Raw genomic sequence first — 15,217 nt, forward strand, 5'->3', positions numbered from 1 at the left:
GTTACCTTTGCCCCTTCGCAACCTTTTTTACTAATGGATAGAAATTCAGCAACCGGCCTGTTCCTTATCTCGGCCTTGCTCCTCGTGTACCTGTTCTTCTTCAGCCCGAAGAAAACGGATGAAAAAGCCGCCGGCAAAACCCCGGCTGCTACCACCGCCGCCGCTCAGGCCGGAGCCACCCCCGCCGCCCCCACGGCCCTGGCCCCGGAAGCCGCCCTCGATACCACGTCCGGCGCGGCCAAGGACGTGACCCTTGCCAACGAGAACCTGACCATCACCTTCTCGACCCGTGGTGGCCGCGTGACGGCCGTGCGGATGAATAAGTACAAGACGTTCTTCGGCCAACCGCTCGATTTGTTCGATGCAAAGAGCGCCCGCATGGACACCAAATTCCGCACCGTAGATGGCAAAACCATCAAGTTTTCGGATTTGAATTTCCAGGCCGTGCCTTCGCAGGCGGCCGCTGGTTCGGTGCTCACGTTCTCGGCCCCGGTGGCCGGTGGCAGCATCGTGCAGACGTACTCGCTGCCCGCCAACAGCTTCGAGCTGAAGTACGACCTGCGCCTGCTGGGCCTGGAGCGCACCGTGGCCCAGGAGCCGCTCACCTTCACCTTCGTGGACCAGGTGCGCCAGACTGAGCAGGACCTCAAGCAGAACCGCAACCACACCACCATCAACCACTACCTGGCCGCCGGCGACCAGGGCGCGCTGGCCGAAGCCAGCGAGAAGCCCGAGGAATACAAGGCTGCCGGCCCCGTGAAATGGGCTGCCCACAAACACGATTTCTTCGTGGCCGGCCTCATCGCCGACCAGCAGCCCTTCGCGGGCGGCGCGTTCAACGCCGACGTGGACTTGGCCGATTCTCTGACCATCAAAACGCTGAGCTCGACGCTGACCATTCCGGTGGCGGAGGTGGAGCAGGGCCGCGGCCAGTACCGCTTCTTCTTCGGCCCGAACTCGTTCAACCTGCTGAAGGCCGTGACACCGGAATTCGACCGCAACGTGTACCTCGGCTGGGGCCTGTTCCGCTGGGTGAACCGCTTCGTGGTGCTGCCGGTGTTCCACTTCCTGGAACAGTTCATCTCGTCCTACGGCGTGATTATCGCGCTATTGGTACTGCTAATCAAGCTGGTAACCTGGCCCCTCACCTACAAAACCTACGAGAGTCAGGCCCGCATGAAAGTGCTGAAGCCCGAGATTGACGAGCTGAAAGCCAAGCACGGCGACGACGCTACCAAGGTGCAGCAGGAAACCATGAAGCTGTACCAGGAATTCGGCGTGAGCCCCCTGAGCGGCTGCGTGCCCACCTTGCTCACGCTGCCGATTCTGTTCGCCATGTTCCAGTTCTTCCCGAACGCCATTGAGCTGCGCCAGCAGAGCTTCCTCTGGGCCAAGGACTTGAGCAGCTACGACGTATTCATCAAGCTGCCTTTCTACGTGAAATGGTACGGCGACCACGTTTCCATGTTCACGCTGATGATGACGGCCTCGACCCTGCTCATGACCTGGCAGAGCAACCAGACCAACACGGCCATGCAGGGACCGATGAAGACCTACAGCTACCTGATGCCCATCATCTTCCTGTTCGTACTGAACAGCTTCGCGGCGGGCCTCACCTGGTACTACTTCGTGTCGAACGTCATCACCTTCGCCCAGCAGGCTATCACGAAAACCTTCGTGGACGACACGAAAATCCGCGCCCAGCTCGACGCCAACAAAATCAAGAACAAGGACAAGAAGCCCGGCGGCATCCAGGGCCGCATTGCCGAAGCCATGAAAGCCGCGCAGGAACGCGAGGCCCAGGCCCGCAAGAAGTCGTAATCAGAACGATTGAATAGTTAGAACGTCATGCTGAGCGAAGTCGAAGCATCTCTACCGCAGCAGTAAATAATTACTTTGGCGGTAGAGATGCTTCGACTTCGCTCAGCATGACGTTCTACTGTTTACCCCCAAAACGGTCATTCGAAACGCCAGGCATGGTTTTCGTATGACCGTTTTTTGTTCGCCTAATTTTACGCCTACAATCCCTCACCCCAACCGCCATGCGCCTCCTCTCGCTCCTGCTGTTACTTGGTTTCTTTGGTTTCAGCCTCGTGCTCCCGGCTAATGCTCAGCACACAACCACCAAAAAAGTGAAGGTCAAAAAAGCGGCTAAAAAGACCGTAACCACTACCAAAGTCGTCACACCAACTGCTGCCGGCCCGGTTCTAACCTTCGAGCGCACGCCCTGCTACGGGCGCTGCCCGGCCTACATTATGCAGGTATATGCCGATGGCCGCGTGGCCTACGAAGGCCGCCACTCCGTGCCAATGATGGGCAAGAAAGACCTCAAGCTGCCCGCCAGCGCCGTGGCCGATATGCTGCGCCAAGCCAAAGAGGCACACTTTGAAACCTTCGAGAAAGAATACCGGAGCGGCGCAACCGACCTGCCAAGCACCATCGTCACCATCCGCCAGCCCGACGGCACGCTGAAAAAAGTGACGGCCGAAAACAACGCCCCCGAGAACGTGAAAAACTATTTCACCTACCTCACCACGCAGTTCGACCAGTTGGCCCAATTGAATGGGCTGGAGAAATAGTATAGCCGTAGCGCGAACTACAAAGTCCACGCTACCGGATGCCTTTACCGTGCTGCTTTGGCTTGCGGCTTGAACACCACCCGAAACGCCCGCAGTGCCGCCGGATGATAGATAGTGGCGTGCGTTTCTTCCGGCATCGGCGCGTAGTACCAGTTGCCCAGGCGCGCCGCCTGGGGCCGGACCAGCGCCATTAGGCGGCGCGTGGCGGCCGTGTCACCGTGGATGCTGGTGGCTAGGTACACGGTTGCCATCGGACGGCTTTTTTGCAATAGCGTACCAGCCTGCGCGGCCAGTTGGCCGTTGTTCCACCACAGGCTGGGGTCGAAGGCGAGGTAAGTATTGAACAATTTGGGCTCTAGCAGCAGGGTTTCGACCACGAACAGGCCAGCCAGCGACTCGCCCACGATGGCCGTTTCGGCCGTGGTGCGGTAGCGTTGCTTCACCTGCGGCATCAGTTCCTCGCGGATAAACTGGCGGTAGGCCACCGAGCCGCCCACTTTAGGTGCGATTTTCTTATCCTCAGCATTAGTGGTGGGGCCGGTGAGGTCGCGCCGCCGCTGGGTATTTTCGATGCCGACCAGAATGAACGGCCGCATGGTGCCATTGCCCGTGAGCACCTGCACGAGGCCCGCGACGTGCAGAAAATCCTCCCCTATCCCACCATCAGGCATATACAGCACCGGCAGCCGCACCGTGGCCGAGTCGGTGTAGGCGGGCGGCAAGTACACGTTGATGCGCCGCGTTTCGCCCAGCGCTTTGGATTCGATGGTAAAGGTTTGGCCGATGTTCAGCGGGGTAGCCGCCACGCTTAGAGCCGCCGTTTGCGCTTGGCCCATTCCTGTTGCAGCAGTTGCTATTGCTGCCGTCGCTACTATCATTCGCAGATACCGCATCGTTTGTTCCGTTTTGGTGAAAAGCTATTCCTTGCGCACCCGCTCCAACAGCAGCTGGTTCATCGGGTTCGGGGTGAGGCCGCGCACGTTATTCTGCGTTAGGCGTACTACCTCATCGTAATATAGGCTGATAACGGGCGACTCTTCTACCACAATTCGGTCCATGGCCTGGTACAGTTTGGTACGTTTGGCTACTTCCTGGGTGCGGCGGGCTTCGTCGTAGAGCTTATCGTAGGCCGCGTTTTTGAAGTGCGTTTTATCCGGGCCGGCGGGGCTGAAATTGGGGCTGTAGAACAGCGCCAGATAGTTTTCCGCATCGGGATAGTCGCCCAGCCAGCTTTTGGCGAAGAAGGCCACACGGCCATTGTCCACCAAATCCTGTTGCGCGGCCGATTGGTTGATATCAATCTGGACCTGCACGCCCACGTCAGCCCATTGCTTCTGCAAATACTCGCCTATCTCCTTGCGTTCCAGCACGGTGCTCAGGCGCAGCTTCAACGGCCGTTGCGGGCCGTAGCCGGCGGCGCGTAGTAGCTGGCGGGACTTCTGCGGCTGGTAGGTGTAGCCGGGCACTTCTTTTTCGGAGAACGAAGGCAGCGCCGTGGGCACGAAGCCCGAGGTGCCCGCATGACCTACCCGATTCAGCAGGTAGGCCAGCATTTCGGGCTTATTGAGGGCGTAGTTCAGGGCCTGGCGCACCCGCTTATCGCGCAAGGCCCGGCCCTGAATGGCCTGCTCCCCAATCAAATTGGCCGAATCGAGCTGAATGCCCAGGTACTCGGTATTCAGGTACGGCGCTTTCTGCACTGTGAACTTACCCTTGAAATCCTCCCGAATGGTGCCATCGGGGTGCATAATCAGGTCACGCGAGCCGGCCCGGATACCGGACAGGAAATCCAGCTTGCCTTGCATAAAGGTCAGAAACTCGGTTTTGCGGTCGGGCAGGAAACTCACGGCTACCGCATCCAGATAAGGCAGCTTGCGCCCCTGTCGGTCGCTTCTCCAATAGTCGGGATTACGCTCGTAGAGCAGCACGTTGCCCTCATCCCAGAGCTTGAACCGGAACGGCCCCGTACCCACCGGATGCTCGCGGAAATCCTTGCCGTATTTCTCTACGGCCTCATGCGGCACCACATAGGTATACGGCATGGTGAGAATGCCCAGAAACGGAATGAAAGGCTCCTTTAAATGAATGCGCAGCGTGGAGTCATTCGCCGCCACGAAAGCCGTGTCGCTGATGCTGCCATCAGGCTTCTCCAGCACCTTACCCCGGAAAATCCAGCCGCCCGAGCTGGCCGTGGCTGCATCCAGAATGCGCTTGAAGGAATAGACAAAATCTTGGGCCTTCACTTCCCGGCCCTTGCCACCGGCAAAAACGTCGCTATCGTGAAACCGCACGCCCTTCCGTAGCACAAACGTGTACTGCCGCCCATCGGGCGAAATCGAGTAGCGCCGGGCCAGTGCGGGCACTGGCAGCAAGGTCGAATCCAGTTCCATCAACCCATTGAACAGCTGCGAAACGGCCCAGGAATTGGCCTGGTTGCGGGCAAAAGCGGGGTCGAGCGAGGACAAGGCCTCGGGCTGGTTGTAGCGGAATACGCGGCGCTCGTCGGCAGCCGGACGGGCCGCGTCGTGGCAGCCGACCAGCGCCAGCGCACCCAGCCAGAATCCAAAAGGTTTAGCCGATAAGCTAGCCCAACGAGCCAAAAAAGGGGCCATGCGAACAGGGAAAGAATGTATCTTTGTGCAATGCTACGGCAAAAGTTATTAGTTTTTAGTCGGCCGTTGTTTGTTGTCAGGTAGTAGTTGAAAGGCCGTAAAAAGCCCACTACCTGATGATGAAGCACTGAACGACTAACAACTGACAACGAACAACTGACAACTAGAGAGACTCATGGGAAAAATCATCGCGGTAGCCAATCAGAAAGGCGGTGTGGGCAAAACCACTACCTCCATTAACCTCGCGGCATCCCTGGCCGCCCTGGACTACCGGACCCTGCTCGTCGACGCCGACCCCCAGGCCAACGCCACCTCGGGCGTGGGCTACGACCCCAAGGACATCCAGAACAGCATCTACGAGTGCATGGTGGACGGCATTAATGCCCGCGACATCATCGTGCCCACCAACATTCTGCCCCACCTCGACCTCATGCCCTCCCACATCGACCTGGTGGGCGCCGAGGTGGAGATGATAAACCTGCCCAACCGCGAGGAAAAAATGAAGGAGGCCCTGCGCCCCCTCGCCGCCGAGTACGACTTCATCATCATCGACTGCTCGCCCTCGCTCGGCCTCATCACGGTCAACGCCCTCACGGCCGCGCATTCGGTTATCATCCCGGTGCAGTGCGAGTATTTCGCCCTCGAAGGCTTGGGTAAGCTCCTGAATACCATCAAAATCATTCAGAGCCGCCTCAATACCGAGCTCGAAATCGAAGGCATCCTGCTTACGATGTACGACGTGCGCCTGCGCCTCTCCAACCAAGTGGTGGAAGAAGTGCGGATGCACTTCCAGCAGCTGGCCTTCGACACCATCATCCCCCGCAACGTGAAGCTGAGCGAGTCGCCCAGCTTCGGCATCCCCGTCATCCTGCACGACGCCGAGAGCAAAGGCTCCATCAGCTACCTCAACCTGGCCCGCGAGATTGTGGAGAAAAACAGCGTGGAGGCCACGGAGGAAACGGCGGAGGACGAGCGGATTTAAGTTTGTTCGCCCCTAAAAGCCATTCTGAAGCCCCAGTGGGGCGACATATCGGTAGCAACTCCGGATTCTTAAGATTCTAGAAGCCCCGTGGGGGCGGCCTTCGTTGAACGAGTGCCGCCCCCACGGGGCTTTTCCGTTCTCAACACCTCTATTTTCTACCGATGTATCGCCCCGCTGGGCCTTTTCATCGGCCTGATTTTAACCGCAACCGCCCGCGTCAAACTTATCGGCTTGCCCTTCGCCCAACAATCCGTAATTTTGACATCCGTTGCCGCAAGCCTTTTATGGGCGCGGCCGATGAACTATGCCGCTAGAGAAGAACGAAGAGAAATTGCAAGCTGCCCTGGCCGCCGCCGCCGCAGTGAAACGCAAAGGTGGGCTGGGCCGGGGCCTCAACGCCCTGATTGAAGGCAGCTACGACAAAAAAGGCGACCGGCCCGGCTCCAGCGACCGCCTGGTGTCGCACCCCGTCAACTCGGTGGGCTTCATCGCCGTCGAGCACATCGAGGCCAACCCCTACCAACCGCGCACCCACTTCGACAAAGAAGCGTTGCAGGAACTGGCCGATAGCATTAAAATTCAGGGCATTATCCAGCCCGTGACCCTGCGCCAGCTCGGCACCAACTCCTACCAGCTGATTTCGGGCGAACGCCGTTTGCAGGCCTCCAAGCTGGCGGGTTTGGAGACGATTCCGGCCTACATCCGCAAGGCCGACGACCAGCAAATGCTGGAAATGGCTCTGATTGAGAACATTCAGCGCGAAAACCTGAATGCCATCGAAATTGCCCTCAGCTACCAGCGCCTGCTGAGCGAGTGCAACCTACGCCAGGAAGAGCTGGGCGACCGTGTGGGCAAGAACCGCACGACCGTGACCAACTACCTGCGCTTGCTTAAGCTGCCGCCAGACGTGCAGATTGGCCTGCGCGACGCCGAAATCAGCATGGGCCACGCCCGCGCCCTCATCGGCCTCGACGACCCCAAGCTGCAAGTTGAGCTGTTCCGCAAAACCGTGGCCGAGGAGCTTTCCGTGCGCCGCGTGGAGGAACTGGTGCGCAACGGCTACGGCCGTGGTGCCGAGGCCAAGCCCAAAGCCGAGGGCGATACCACCCCTGCCCCGTCGACGGTGCCGGTGGCCGAAATCCGCCGCGCCGAGCGCCACCTCACCGACCGGTTTGGCTCGCGCGTGCAGGTGCGGCCCACGCCTAAGGGCAACGGCGAAATCAAAATCGCCTTCGATTCGGTGGAGGACATGCAGCGCATTCTACACATTCTGCAGCCGTCGTAAGCCCGTTGCCCCGCCGGCTGCGCAGCCTGGGTCGATGGATTGCGGCAGCTGTTTTTCGCTCTTCGTGGACCCATGCGCTAAACGCCGGCGTTTCTCGTTAACAGGCTTGCCATGAAAAATCTATATTCCTACCTCGCGGGTTTTGCCCTGCTGGCTGGCAGTTTACTGAGCAACTACCGTGTTCAGGCGCAGGTATTTACTTCGCCCGGCACTACCGCCACGCCCACTACCATCGTACCCGATACCACCGAGCGCCGGGAAGTGGTGGTGACGCCCGCCGCCAAAAAGCAAAAAGCCGCCGCCGACTCGGCCAAGCGCACCGAGCATATGTTCCGGGCCTTCGGCTTCAAGGGCATTCGCCTCACGCGGCCCGGCAAGGCAGCGATGTTGGCCTTGGTGCTGCCCGGCGCGGGCCAGATTTACAACCACCGCTACTGGAAGCTGCCGCTGGTGTACGGGGCGCTGGGTGGCGTGATTTACGGCGAATGGTACTACCAGAAGCATTACAGCGATTTTGCCTATGCCTACAATCAGGTGACGGACGGCAAAAAGAAAGTCCTCGACCCTGACTTCAAGAGCGGGGCTGAGAAAGTAAAAAGCGTGGATGCCCTCAACAGCGGCGTAATATTCTATCGGGGCTACCGCGACATTTTCTACCTCTACATCGGCCTGGCCTACGGCCTGCAAATCGTAGATGCGCTGGTTGACGCTCACCTCCAGGATTTTGACGTGAGCGACGACCTGAGCCTGCACTGGGAACCCAAAATGATGGCCGTGCCCGGCCAAACGAGCTTCCTGCCCACGGCTCCCGGCGTCATGTTTGCGCTGCGGGTGAAATAAACCTGTTTCAGCAGCTTTGTCCTTTCTACCTGCTACTTACTGCATTCCGACTACCTGAACAAATGAAAATTCTCCTCATCGGCTACGGCAAAATGGGACAGACCATTGGCGCGCTGGCCGCCCAGCGCGGGCACGAAATCGCGGGCATCGTGGACCTGCACGCCAGCCAGTCCATCATTACCGATTTCACCCCGGAAACCGTCGATGTCGCCATCGAATTCACCCACCCCGATTCGGCTTTTGCCAATGTGATGACCTGCCTCGGGCAGGGCATTCCCGTGGTGTGCGGCTCCACGGGCTGGCTGCATCATTTTGAGGAAGCCCGGGCGCTGACCACCGAGTTGGGCGGCAGCTTGTTCTACGCCTCCAACTACAGCGTGGGCGTGAACCTGTTCTTCCATTTCAACGAGTACATCGCGGCCAAGATGGCCCAGTTTGGCGGCTATGACGTGGCGATGCGCGAAATCCACCACACCCAGAAAATCGACCAGCCCAGCGGCACCGCCCTCACGGCCGCCGAAGGCATCCTGCGCCACTTCCCCGCCAAAACCACCTGGCGCAACGCCCCCGCCGAAGCGCCCGCCGAGCTGGCCATCATCAGCGAGCGCACCGGCGATGCGGTGGGCACGCACATCGTCACTTACACCTCCGACGTGGACACGCTAGAGCTGAAGCACGAGGCCCACAGCCGCGAAGGTTTCGCCCTCGGGGCGCTGCTGGCGGCCGAGTGGCTACCCGGCCGCCCGGGCGTTTTCGGAATGAAAGAGCTGCTGGATTTGTAGTCCTTCCGGTTTCTGGGGCTGGCGTTAGCGGCCCTCGCATTCTGCTGCGTTTCTTTGCCTGATTTTCATTGCCAAGCCTAAGCTTGCTCCCCCATGTCCTTGCTCAAAACCGACCCCACTGCCCCGCCCCAGCCGCCCAAAACGAAAACCCGCGAATGGGCCGATTCGCTGATTTTTGCCATCGTGGCCGCCACGCTCATCCGCTGGGCCACGTTTGAGGCGTACACCATTCCCTCACCCAGCATGGAGTCGTCGCTACTGGTGGGCGACTACCTGTTTGTGAGCAAGTTGCACTATGGCCCCATCACACCCCAAACGCCCTTGCAGGTGCCCCTCACGCACCAAACCCTTTGGGGTACGGGCCTGAAAAGCTACTCCGACCTCATCCAGCTGCCCACCTACCGGCTCCCGGGCTTCTCCGAAATCAAGCGCAATGACGTGGTGGTTTTCCACGTGCCCCACGAAACGCAATACCCCGCCGACCTGCGCACCAACTACATCAAGCGCTGCGTGGCCGTGGCCGGCGATACCCTCGAAATCAAAGAAGGCCAGGTGTTCCTCAACGGGAAGCCCGGCGTGACGCCTCCCGGCCTGCAAACCACTTATTTCATGCAGGTTGATAACCCGAATGATGAGGTACTGGCCGCTCTGCGCAGCCAGGGTGTAGTTGATTACGAAGCCCCCGGCGGCCTGCCGCAGGCCGTGCCCGGTCCCACGCAGGGCACTTACGGCTACACCATCAGCTGCACCCAGGCGGCGGCCGATTACTTCAAAAAGCAGCCTTACGTGAAGGCCATGACGGTGCTCCAGCCGCAGGTGCAGTTGTTCCCCGACGTGGCCGATTTCCACGGTTCGACGGTCATGAGCGCCACCCCGCGCAACTGGAACCTCGACAACTACGGCCCGCTGCCCATCCCCAAAAAAGGCCAGACCATTGCCCTTTCCCCCGCCAACGCCGCCATCTATTACAAAATCGTGGCCCGTTACGAGCACAACGAAGGCGTAACCTGGCAGGACGGCATGATTTACCAGAACGGCAAGATGCTGACCAGCTACACCGTGAAGCAGAACTACTACATGATGATGGGCGACAACCGCCACAACTCGGAGGATTCGCGCTTCTGGGGCTTCGTGCCCGAAGACCACGTCGTCGGCAAAGCCGTCCTCATCTGGCTCTCCACCGACCCCAACGCCGACTTCTGGCACAAAATCCGCTGGAGCCGCTTGTTTAATATCATCCATTAAGCTTGCTTGTCATTGCGAGTGGAACGCAGCGGAACGCGGCAATCCTTCCTCTCAAAACCAGACACGCTCTTTTATCAGAAAGCCCCGGCACTTTGCAGTACCGGGGCTTTCTGGTTTTTAAAAAGACCTTGTCACATCTTAAGGCTGGTCACTGAGAGAGGACGGATTGCCGCGTTCCGCTGCGCTCCACTCGCAATGACCGGCGGGACAGTTTACCACTTCACCGGCGTCATCCCATGTTCCACTAGCCAGACGTTGGCTTTGCTGAAAGGCTTGCTACCGAAGAAGCCCTTATCCGCCGCGTATGGCGATGGATGCACCGATTTTATAATCAGGTGCTTACGCTCATCAATCAGCTCTGATTTCTTGCCCGCGTAAGCGCCCCAGAGGATGAATACGACGTGCTTTTTCTCATTGGAAACCTTGCGGATAACCTCATCGGTAAATTCCTCCCAGCCTTTTTTCTGATGGGAGGCGGGCTCGGTGGCGCGCACCGTGAGGGTGGCGTTCAGGAGTAGTACGCCCTGCTCGGCCCAGCGGTCGAGGTTGCCGTTGGTGGGGGGAGGCGTGCCGGGAATATCGGCTTGCAATTCCTTGAAAATATTGACGAGTGAGGGCGGCGTGCGCTGCCCGTCCTGCACCGAAAACGACAGGCCGTGCGCCTGATTTTTCCCGTGGTACGGGTCCTGGCCCAAAATCACGACCTTGACCTTATCAAACGGCGTGGCCTCGAAGGCGTGGAAAATCTGGGAGCCCGCCGGATATACTGTGGCGGTGGCGTATTCGCCTTTCACAAATGCGATGAGGCGTTGGAAATAAGGTTTTTCGAACTCGTCGGCCAACACGGGCCGCCAGCTTTCGGCTATCTTTACCATTGAAGTTTTTGAGAAAATAAACGGGATTTGTGCAGCGTTCTGGAGCCAAATTTGCGTAAAACCAATTATGGCGGGCGGCTGTTACGCCCGCAGCTACCTCTTAGCTCCGCCGACTATGCCCACCACCACTACGCAAGGCGTCACCGTTTCGGTTACGACCAATTACTTGCCCGACTACTCCAGCCCTGGCCAGGAGCATTTCGTATTCGCCTATAAAATCGACATTCGCAACAACAGCGAGTTCACCGTGAAGCTATTGCGCCGTCACTGGCACATTCACGACGCCAACGGCGTGGTGCGCGAAGTAGAGGGCGAAGGCGTGGTAGGCCGCCAGCCCGTGCTGGAGCCCGGTGAGGCCCACCAGTACGTCAGCGGCTGCAACCTGAAATCCGGAGTGGGCAAAATGTGCGGCACATATCTCATGGAGCGCTTGGCCAACGGCCAGGAATTCACGGTAGAAATCCCCGAGTTCACGCTCATGGTGCCGTATCGGTTGAATTAACGAGCTTTCTCCCATTCTTAAAAAGCGGACGGCAGTGCGACCTTTGCGGTTCGCATTGTCCGTCCGCTTCTTGTTTCAACTCCTCGCTTACCTCCGCTTCTGGCTTCGTTCGGGCAATGCCCACGGGCTGCACTCGCCGTTCGTGTTCGGCCTCTATACTTCGGCTGTCCGGCACACGGGCCGCTATGGGGCCTACGCGGCCGTTGAAGCGCGGCGGCAGCAGCTGCTCAGCAGCCCGGCCAGCATCAGCGTTACTGATTTGGGGGCCGGTTCGCACACCGGCGCGGGCCAGCAGCGCCGCGTGGCCGATATTGCCCGCACGGCCGCCAAGCCGCCGCATCTGGCGCAACTGCTGTTTCGACTGGTCAATTATTTCCGGCCGGCCACTATTCTGGAGCTGGGTACTTCCCTGGGACTCACCACGGCCTATCTGGCCGCGGCCGACTCGCGCCACCAAGTCACTACCTTCGAGGGTTGCCCGAACGTGGCCAGCGTGGCCCGTGAAACTTTTGCTGCGCTAAAACTCGGCAATGTGAACATCGTGGAGGGCAATATTGACGATACGCTCGCTCCTGCCCTGGCGGCCCTGCCTGCCCCAGTCGACTTTGCTTTTTTCGATGGCAACCACCGCTACGAGCCGACGCTGCGCTACTTCGAGCTGTGCTTAGCCCACCGCACCGACGAATCAGTGTTTGTTTTTGACGACATCCACTGGTCGGAAGAAATGGAACGAGCCTGGGAGGCCATCAAAATCCATCCCGATGTGACGGTGACGGTCGACCTTTTTTATATCGGGCTGGTTTTCTTTCGGAAGAATCAACCCAAGCAGTATTTCTCGTTACGGGTGTGATTGTAACACCTGCTTTAGCTTGTGCCGGGACCGCCCGACGGTGCACAAGCTAAAGCAGGTGCTACAGGCTACGGCAGTTGGTTCAGTTCCACTTCGCCGCGGTCCTGAATAGCTTGGCGCACGCGCGTCAGCTTTATCAGTAAGGCTTCGAGCTGGTCGAGCGGCAGCATGTTGGCCCCGTCGGATAGTGCCGTGGCGGGCGTGGGATGGGTTTCGATGAACAAGCCATCGGCACCCACGGCAATAGCAGCTTTGGCAATGGTTTCGATGAGGGCGGGCTGGCCGCCGGTCACGCCGCTGGCCTGGTTGGGCTGTTGCAGCGAGTGCGTCACGTCCATCACCACGGGCACTTCGAAGTGGCGCATGGTGGGCAGGTTGCGAAAGTCGACCACCAGCTCGGAGTAGCCGAAGGAGTTGCCGCGCTCGGTGAGAATGACGTTGGGGTTGCCGGCCTGGCGCACCTTGTCCACGGCCCATTTCATGGCCTCCCCGCTTAGGAACTGGCCTTTTTTGATGTTGACGACCTTACCGGTCTGGGCGGCGGCCACCAGCAAATCGGTCTGTCGGCACAGGAAGGCCGGGATTTGCAGCACGTCGACGTACTCGGCGGCCAGCGCGGCTTCGGTCGATTCGTGGATGTCCGTCACCGTGGGCACTCCGATTTCGCGCCCCACTTTTTGCAGAATGCGCAACGCCGTTTCGTCGCCGATGCCGGTGAAGGAGTCCAGCCGCGAGCGGTTGGCCTTGCGGTACGAGCCCTTGAAGATGAAGGGAATCTGCAGCTTATCCGTCATGTGCTTGATGCGCTCGGCGATGCGCAGGGCCATGTCCTCACCTTCGATGACGCAGGGGCCGGCCATGAGGAAAAACTGGCCAGAATTGGTGTGGCGGAAGTGCGGGAGGGTGTTGGCGAGGGCTTGGAGCATGGGATATTATTTCTTTTTCAAACAAATAAACAGCTCCCGCCCCTGCCGGGGCTTGAGCGAATTGGTAGCGGTTTCGAAATGCCGAAACTCAAAATACGGGGCGAAATAGGCGCGGTATTCCTCCCGGCTGCCGCCAAATGGCGGCTCCTGCACCGGGCCGAAATCAGTATCAAACAGGAGGCCCATGAGCGTGCCGCCGGGGCGCAGCAGGTTGGCGCACTGCCGGGCATACGCCGGGCGCAGCGCTGGGTTCAGTGCACAGAAAAACGTCTGCTCCACAATTAAATCGTAGGCGGGGTCGTTGGGCAGGGCAAAGAAGTCGGCCAGCAGCAGGTGTTCCCGGGGGAAATCGGGTACGCGGGTGGCCAGCGCGGCGAGGGCTTCCGGGGCGATATCGGCCACGAACACCTGCCGGAAACCCAGCTGGTGCAGGTACTCGGCTTCGTAGGCGCGGCCGGCCCCGGGGATGAGGATGCGCGGCTGCGCGGCCACATCGAGCTGGTCGAAATAGGCGCGCAACGGCGGGGTGATGGTGTGGGCATCCCACCCATCGCGGCCGGTGGCGTAACGTGCTTGCCAGTAGGCCGCATCGAAGTTCGCAGAAACCGTTTCCATAGGGCCGAAGTATAGAATAAACTTGCCAGGGCAATAAAGTCCCCTATTTTTACGCCAAAGGTACGCGGCGCACAGCGGCACGAACCTTGATTTTTTTCCCGCTTCTCTCGCTTAACTATTCCCGCATGGACCCGAACGAAACCCCCGAACCCCGCTCCAATAACAGCCGCGTCCTCCTCTGGGTAGCCCTCGTGCTGGTACTCCTGGGTATCAACGGCGTTCTGTTTTACCTCAACCAGCAGAAAGGCCAGCAGAACGAAGTGCTGACCACCGAAGTGAAGGCAAAGGACAGCAAGCTCCAGGAGCAAATCAAGCAGTACGAAGCCCTAAAGGCTGATTTTGAGCGCCAAAGCCAGGAGCTGCAAGCCCTGGGCCTGAGCAACGATTCGCTCGAAGCTAAAATCGCCGGCGTGAATGCTGACCTGCTGAAACTGCGCTCCTTCAAGGCCGGCAGCTTCTCCATCGCCCAGCAAAACCTGTTCAAGCAGCGCGCCCAGAACCTGGAAGGCCAGCTCCGCAAGAAGGATGACGACATTGCCCAGCTAAAAAAGGACAACGAGTCGCTTTACACCGAAACCACCACGCTGAAAGAGAAGCAGAACAAGCTGTCTGATACCATCAGCACGGTGGTGCGCAGCAACAAAGAGCTGTCGGAGAAAGTATCGGTAGCCTCGCGCCTGCAGGCCGATAACATCCATGTCGCCATCATCACCTCCAAAAACAAGGAGAAGGACGACGACAAGGAAGAATTCAAAGCCAAGCGCGTGGAGAAAATCAAAATCACCGCCAACCTGGCCCGCAACGACGTGTCGCCGAAGGAAACCAAAGCCATTTACCTGCGCATCCTGGAGCCCGATGGTGCGGCCCTCTACAACCTGAGCACCGGCGGCGGCACCTTCACCGTGGATGGCCAGGAGGCGTTCTACACCCAGAAGCAGGATGTGGTGTACGACAACACCAAGCAGAAACTGGAATTCGTGTACGCCAAAGGTGCCGAATACAAGAAGGGCCTGCACACGGTGGAGCTCTACGAAAGCGGCCAGCTGATGGGCAAAACGACCTTCACGCTGAAATAGCCTGAACGTTTAGTTCGCATTACATAAAAAAAGCCGCTCTTGGGAGCG

Annotated in this window: 15 protein-coding genes; 10 read left to right on the forward strand and 5 right to left on the reverse strand. The window is 59.2% G+C overall.

Annotated elements, in window-relative coordinates:
* The first annotated feature begins 33 nt into the window (after nt 1-33).
* On the forward strand, nt 34-1,821 hold the full coding sequence (gene yidC / locus ACYU70_RS11260) for a membrane protein insertase YidC (protein ID WP_342296558.1): 1,788 nt from the start codon (nt 34-36) through the stop codon (nt 1,819-1,821).
* A 221-nt stretch (nt 1,822-2,042) separates the two neighbouring features.
* Complete coding sequence (locus ACYU70_RS11265) at nt 2,043-2,579, forward strand: DUF6438 domain-containing protein (RefSeq protein WP_342296557.1); 537 nt, start codon at nt 2,043-2,045, stop codon at nt 2,577-2,579.
* A 44-nt stretch (nt 2,580-2,623) separates the two neighbouring features.
* On the opposite strand, the gene ACYU70_RS11270 is transcribed toward ACYU70_RS11265, so the two are convergent.
* Nucleotides 2,624-3,415, reverse strand: coding sequence for an alpha/beta hydrolase (locus ACYU70_RS11270; protein ID WP_342296556.1), 792 nt, complete (start codon nt 3,413-3,415; stop codon nt 2,624-2,626).
* A gap of 81 nt (nt 3,416-3,496) precedes the next feature.
* A complete protein-coding gene (locus ACYU70_RS11275) occupies nt 3,497-5,191 on the reverse strand; it encodes an ABC transporter substrate-binding protein (protein ID WP_342296555.1) in 1,695 nt (564 codons plus the stop codon).
* A gap of 175 nt (nt 5,192-5,366) precedes the next feature.
* On the opposite strand from ACYU70_RS11275, the gene ACYU70_RS11280 reads away from it, so the two are divergent.
* From ACYU70_RS11280 to lepB, 5 genes are all read left to right on the forward strand, one after another.
* Nucleotides 5,367-6,173 (forward strand): ParA family protein, encoded by an 807-nt coding sequence (locus ACYU70_RS11280; RefSeq protein WP_342296554.1) that lies wholly within the window; start codon nt 5,367-5,369, stop codon nt 6,171-6,173.
* Between the two features lie 304 nt (nt 6,174-6,477).
* Entirely contained in the window at nt 6,478-7,458 is a 981-nt protein-coding gene (locus ACYU70_RS11285) for a ParB/RepB/Spo0J family partition protein (RefSeq protein WP_342296553.1), read from the forward strand.
* A 111-nt stretch (nt 7,459-7,569) separates the two neighbouring features.
* Complete coding sequence (locus ACYU70_RS11290; RefSeq protein WP_342296552.1) at nt 7,570-8,298, forward strand: DUF5683 domain-containing protein; 729 nt, start codon at nt 7,570-7,572, stop codon at nt 8,296-8,298.
* Between the two features lie 62 nt (nt 8,299-8,360).
* On the forward strand, nt 8,361-9,080 hold the full coding sequence (gene dapB, locus ACYU70_RS11295) for a 4-hydroxy-tetrahydrodipicolinate reductase (protein ID WP_342296551.1): 720 nt from the start codon (nt 8,361-8,363) through the stop codon (nt 9,078-9,080).
* 93 nt (nt 9,081-9,173) lie between these two features.
* On the forward strand, nt 9,174-10,325 hold the full coding sequence (lepB, locus tag ACYU70_RS11300) for a signal peptidase I (protein ID WP_342296550.1): 1,152 nt from the start codon (nt 9,174-9,176) through the stop codon (nt 10,323-10,325).
* A 212-nt stretch (nt 10,326-10,537) separates the two neighbouring features.
* On the opposite strand, the gene ACYU70_RS11305 is transcribed toward lepB, so the two are convergent.
* Nucleotides 10,538-11,200 (reverse strand): uracil-DNA glycosylase, encoded by a 663-nt coding sequence (locus ACYU70_RS11305; protein ID WP_342296549.1) that lies wholly within the window; start codon nt 11,198-11,200, stop codon nt 10,538-10,540.
* Between the two features lie 115 nt (nt 11,201-11,315).
* Between ACYU70_RS11305 and apaG the strand changes: the two genes are divergently transcribed.
* Both apaG and ACYU70_RS11315 read left to right on the forward strand, forming a co-directional pair.
* On the forward strand, nt 11,316-11,702 hold the full coding sequence (gene apaG / locus ACYU70_RS11310) for a Co2+/Mg2+ efflux protein ApaG (protein ID WP_198067932.1): 387 nt from the start codon (nt 11,316-11,318) through the stop codon (nt 11,700-11,702).
* A gap of 70 nt (nt 11,703-11,772) precedes the next feature.
* Nucleotides 11,773-12,552, forward strand: coding sequence for an O-methyltransferase (locus ACYU70_RS11315; protein WP_342296548.1), 780 nt, complete (start codon nt 11,773-11,775; stop codon nt 12,550-12,552).
* 68 nt (nt 12,553-12,620) lie between these two features.
* On the opposite strand, the gene kdsA is transcribed toward ACYU70_RS11315, so the two are convergent.
* Both kdsA and ACYU70_RS11325 read right to left on the reverse strand, forming a co-directional pair.
* Nucleotides 12,621-13,478, reverse strand: a complete 858-nt coding sequence (kdsA, locus tag ACYU70_RS11320; RefSeq protein WP_342296547.1) for a 3-deoxy-8-phosphooctulonate synthase — start codon at nt 13,476-13,478, stop codon at nt 12,621-12,623.
* 6 nt (nt 13,479-13,484) lie between these two features.
* Nucleotides 13,485-14,093 carry a methyltransferase domain-containing protein gene (locus ACYU70_RS11325; RefSeq protein WP_342296546.1) on the reverse strand — a complete coding sequence of 203 codons (609 nt, stop codon included), beginning with the start codon at nt 14,091-14,093 and terminating at the stop codon, nt 13,485-13,487.
* Nucleotides 14,094-14,218: 125 nt separating this feature from the next.
* On the opposite strand from ACYU70_RS11325, the gene ACYU70_RS11330 reads away from it, so the two are divergent.
* A complete protein-coding gene (locus ACYU70_RS11330) occupies nt 14,219-15,169 on the forward strand; it encodes a hypothetical protein (protein ID WP_342296545.1) in 951 nt (316 codons plus the stop codon).
* The last annotated feature ends 48 nt before the right edge of the window (nt 15,170-15,217 follow it).

Source organism: Hymenobacter segetis, from assembly GCF_054776495.1.

Excerpts from the sequence above, each read along its gene's own strand:
- yidC (WP_342296558.1), top strand. The coding sequence starts at position 34 with ATGGATAGAAATTCAGCAACCGGCCTGTTCCTTATCTCGGCCTTGCTC.
- ACYU70_RS11265 (WP_342296557.1), top strand. The coding sequence starts at position 2,043 with ATGCGCCTCCTCTCGCTCCTGCTGTTACTTGGTTTCTTTGGTTTCAGC.
- ACYU70_RS11270 (WP_342296556.1), bottom strand. The coding sequence starts at position 3,415 with ATGGGCCAAGCGCAAACGGCGGCTCTAAGCGTGGCGGCTACCCCGCTG.
- ACYU70_RS11275 (WP_342296555.1), bottom strand. The coding sequence starts at position 5,191 with ATGGCCCCTTTTTTGGCTCGTTGGGCTAGCTTATCGGCTAAACCTTTT.
- ACYU70_RS11280 (WP_342296554.1), top strand. The coding sequence starts at position 5,367 with ATGGGAAAAATCATCGCGGTAGCCAATCAGAAAGGCGGTGTGGGCAAA.
- ACYU70_RS11285 (WP_342296553.1), top strand. The coding sequence starts at position 6,478 with ATGCCGCTAGAGAAGAACGAAGAGAAATTGCAAGCTGCCCTGGCCGCC.
- ACYU70_RS11290 (WP_342296552.1), top strand. The coding sequence starts at position 7,570 with ATGAAAAATCTATATTCCTACCTCGCGGGTTTTGCCCTGCTGGCTGGC.
- dapB (WP_342296551.1), top strand. The coding sequence starts at position 8,361 with ATGAAAATTCTCCTCATCGGCTACGGCAAAATGGGACAGACCATTGGC.
- lepB (WP_342296550.1), top strand. The coding sequence starts at position 9,174 with ATGTCCTTGCTCAAAACCGACCCCACTGCCCCGCCCCAGCCGCCCAAA.
- ACYU70_RS11305 (WP_342296549.1), bottom strand. The coding sequence starts at position 11,200 with ATGGTAAAGATAGCCGAAAGCTGGCGGCCCGTGTTGGCCGACGAGTTC.
- apaG (WP_198067932.1), top strand. The coding sequence starts at position 11,316 with ATGCCCACCACCACTACGCAAGGCGTCACCGTTTCGGTTACGACCAAT.
- kdsA (WP_342296547.1), bottom strand. The coding sequence starts at position 13,478 with ATGCTCCAAGCCCTCGCCAACACCCTCCCGCACTTCCGCCACACCAAT.
- ACYU70_RS11325 (WP_342296546.1), bottom strand. The coding sequence starts at position 14,093 with ATGGAAACGGTTTCTGCGAACTTCGATGCGGCCTACTGGCAAGCACGT.
- ACYU70_RS11330 (WP_342296545.1), top strand. The coding sequence starts at position 14,219 with ATGGACCCGAACGAAACCCCCGAACCCCGCTCCAATAACAGCCGCGTC.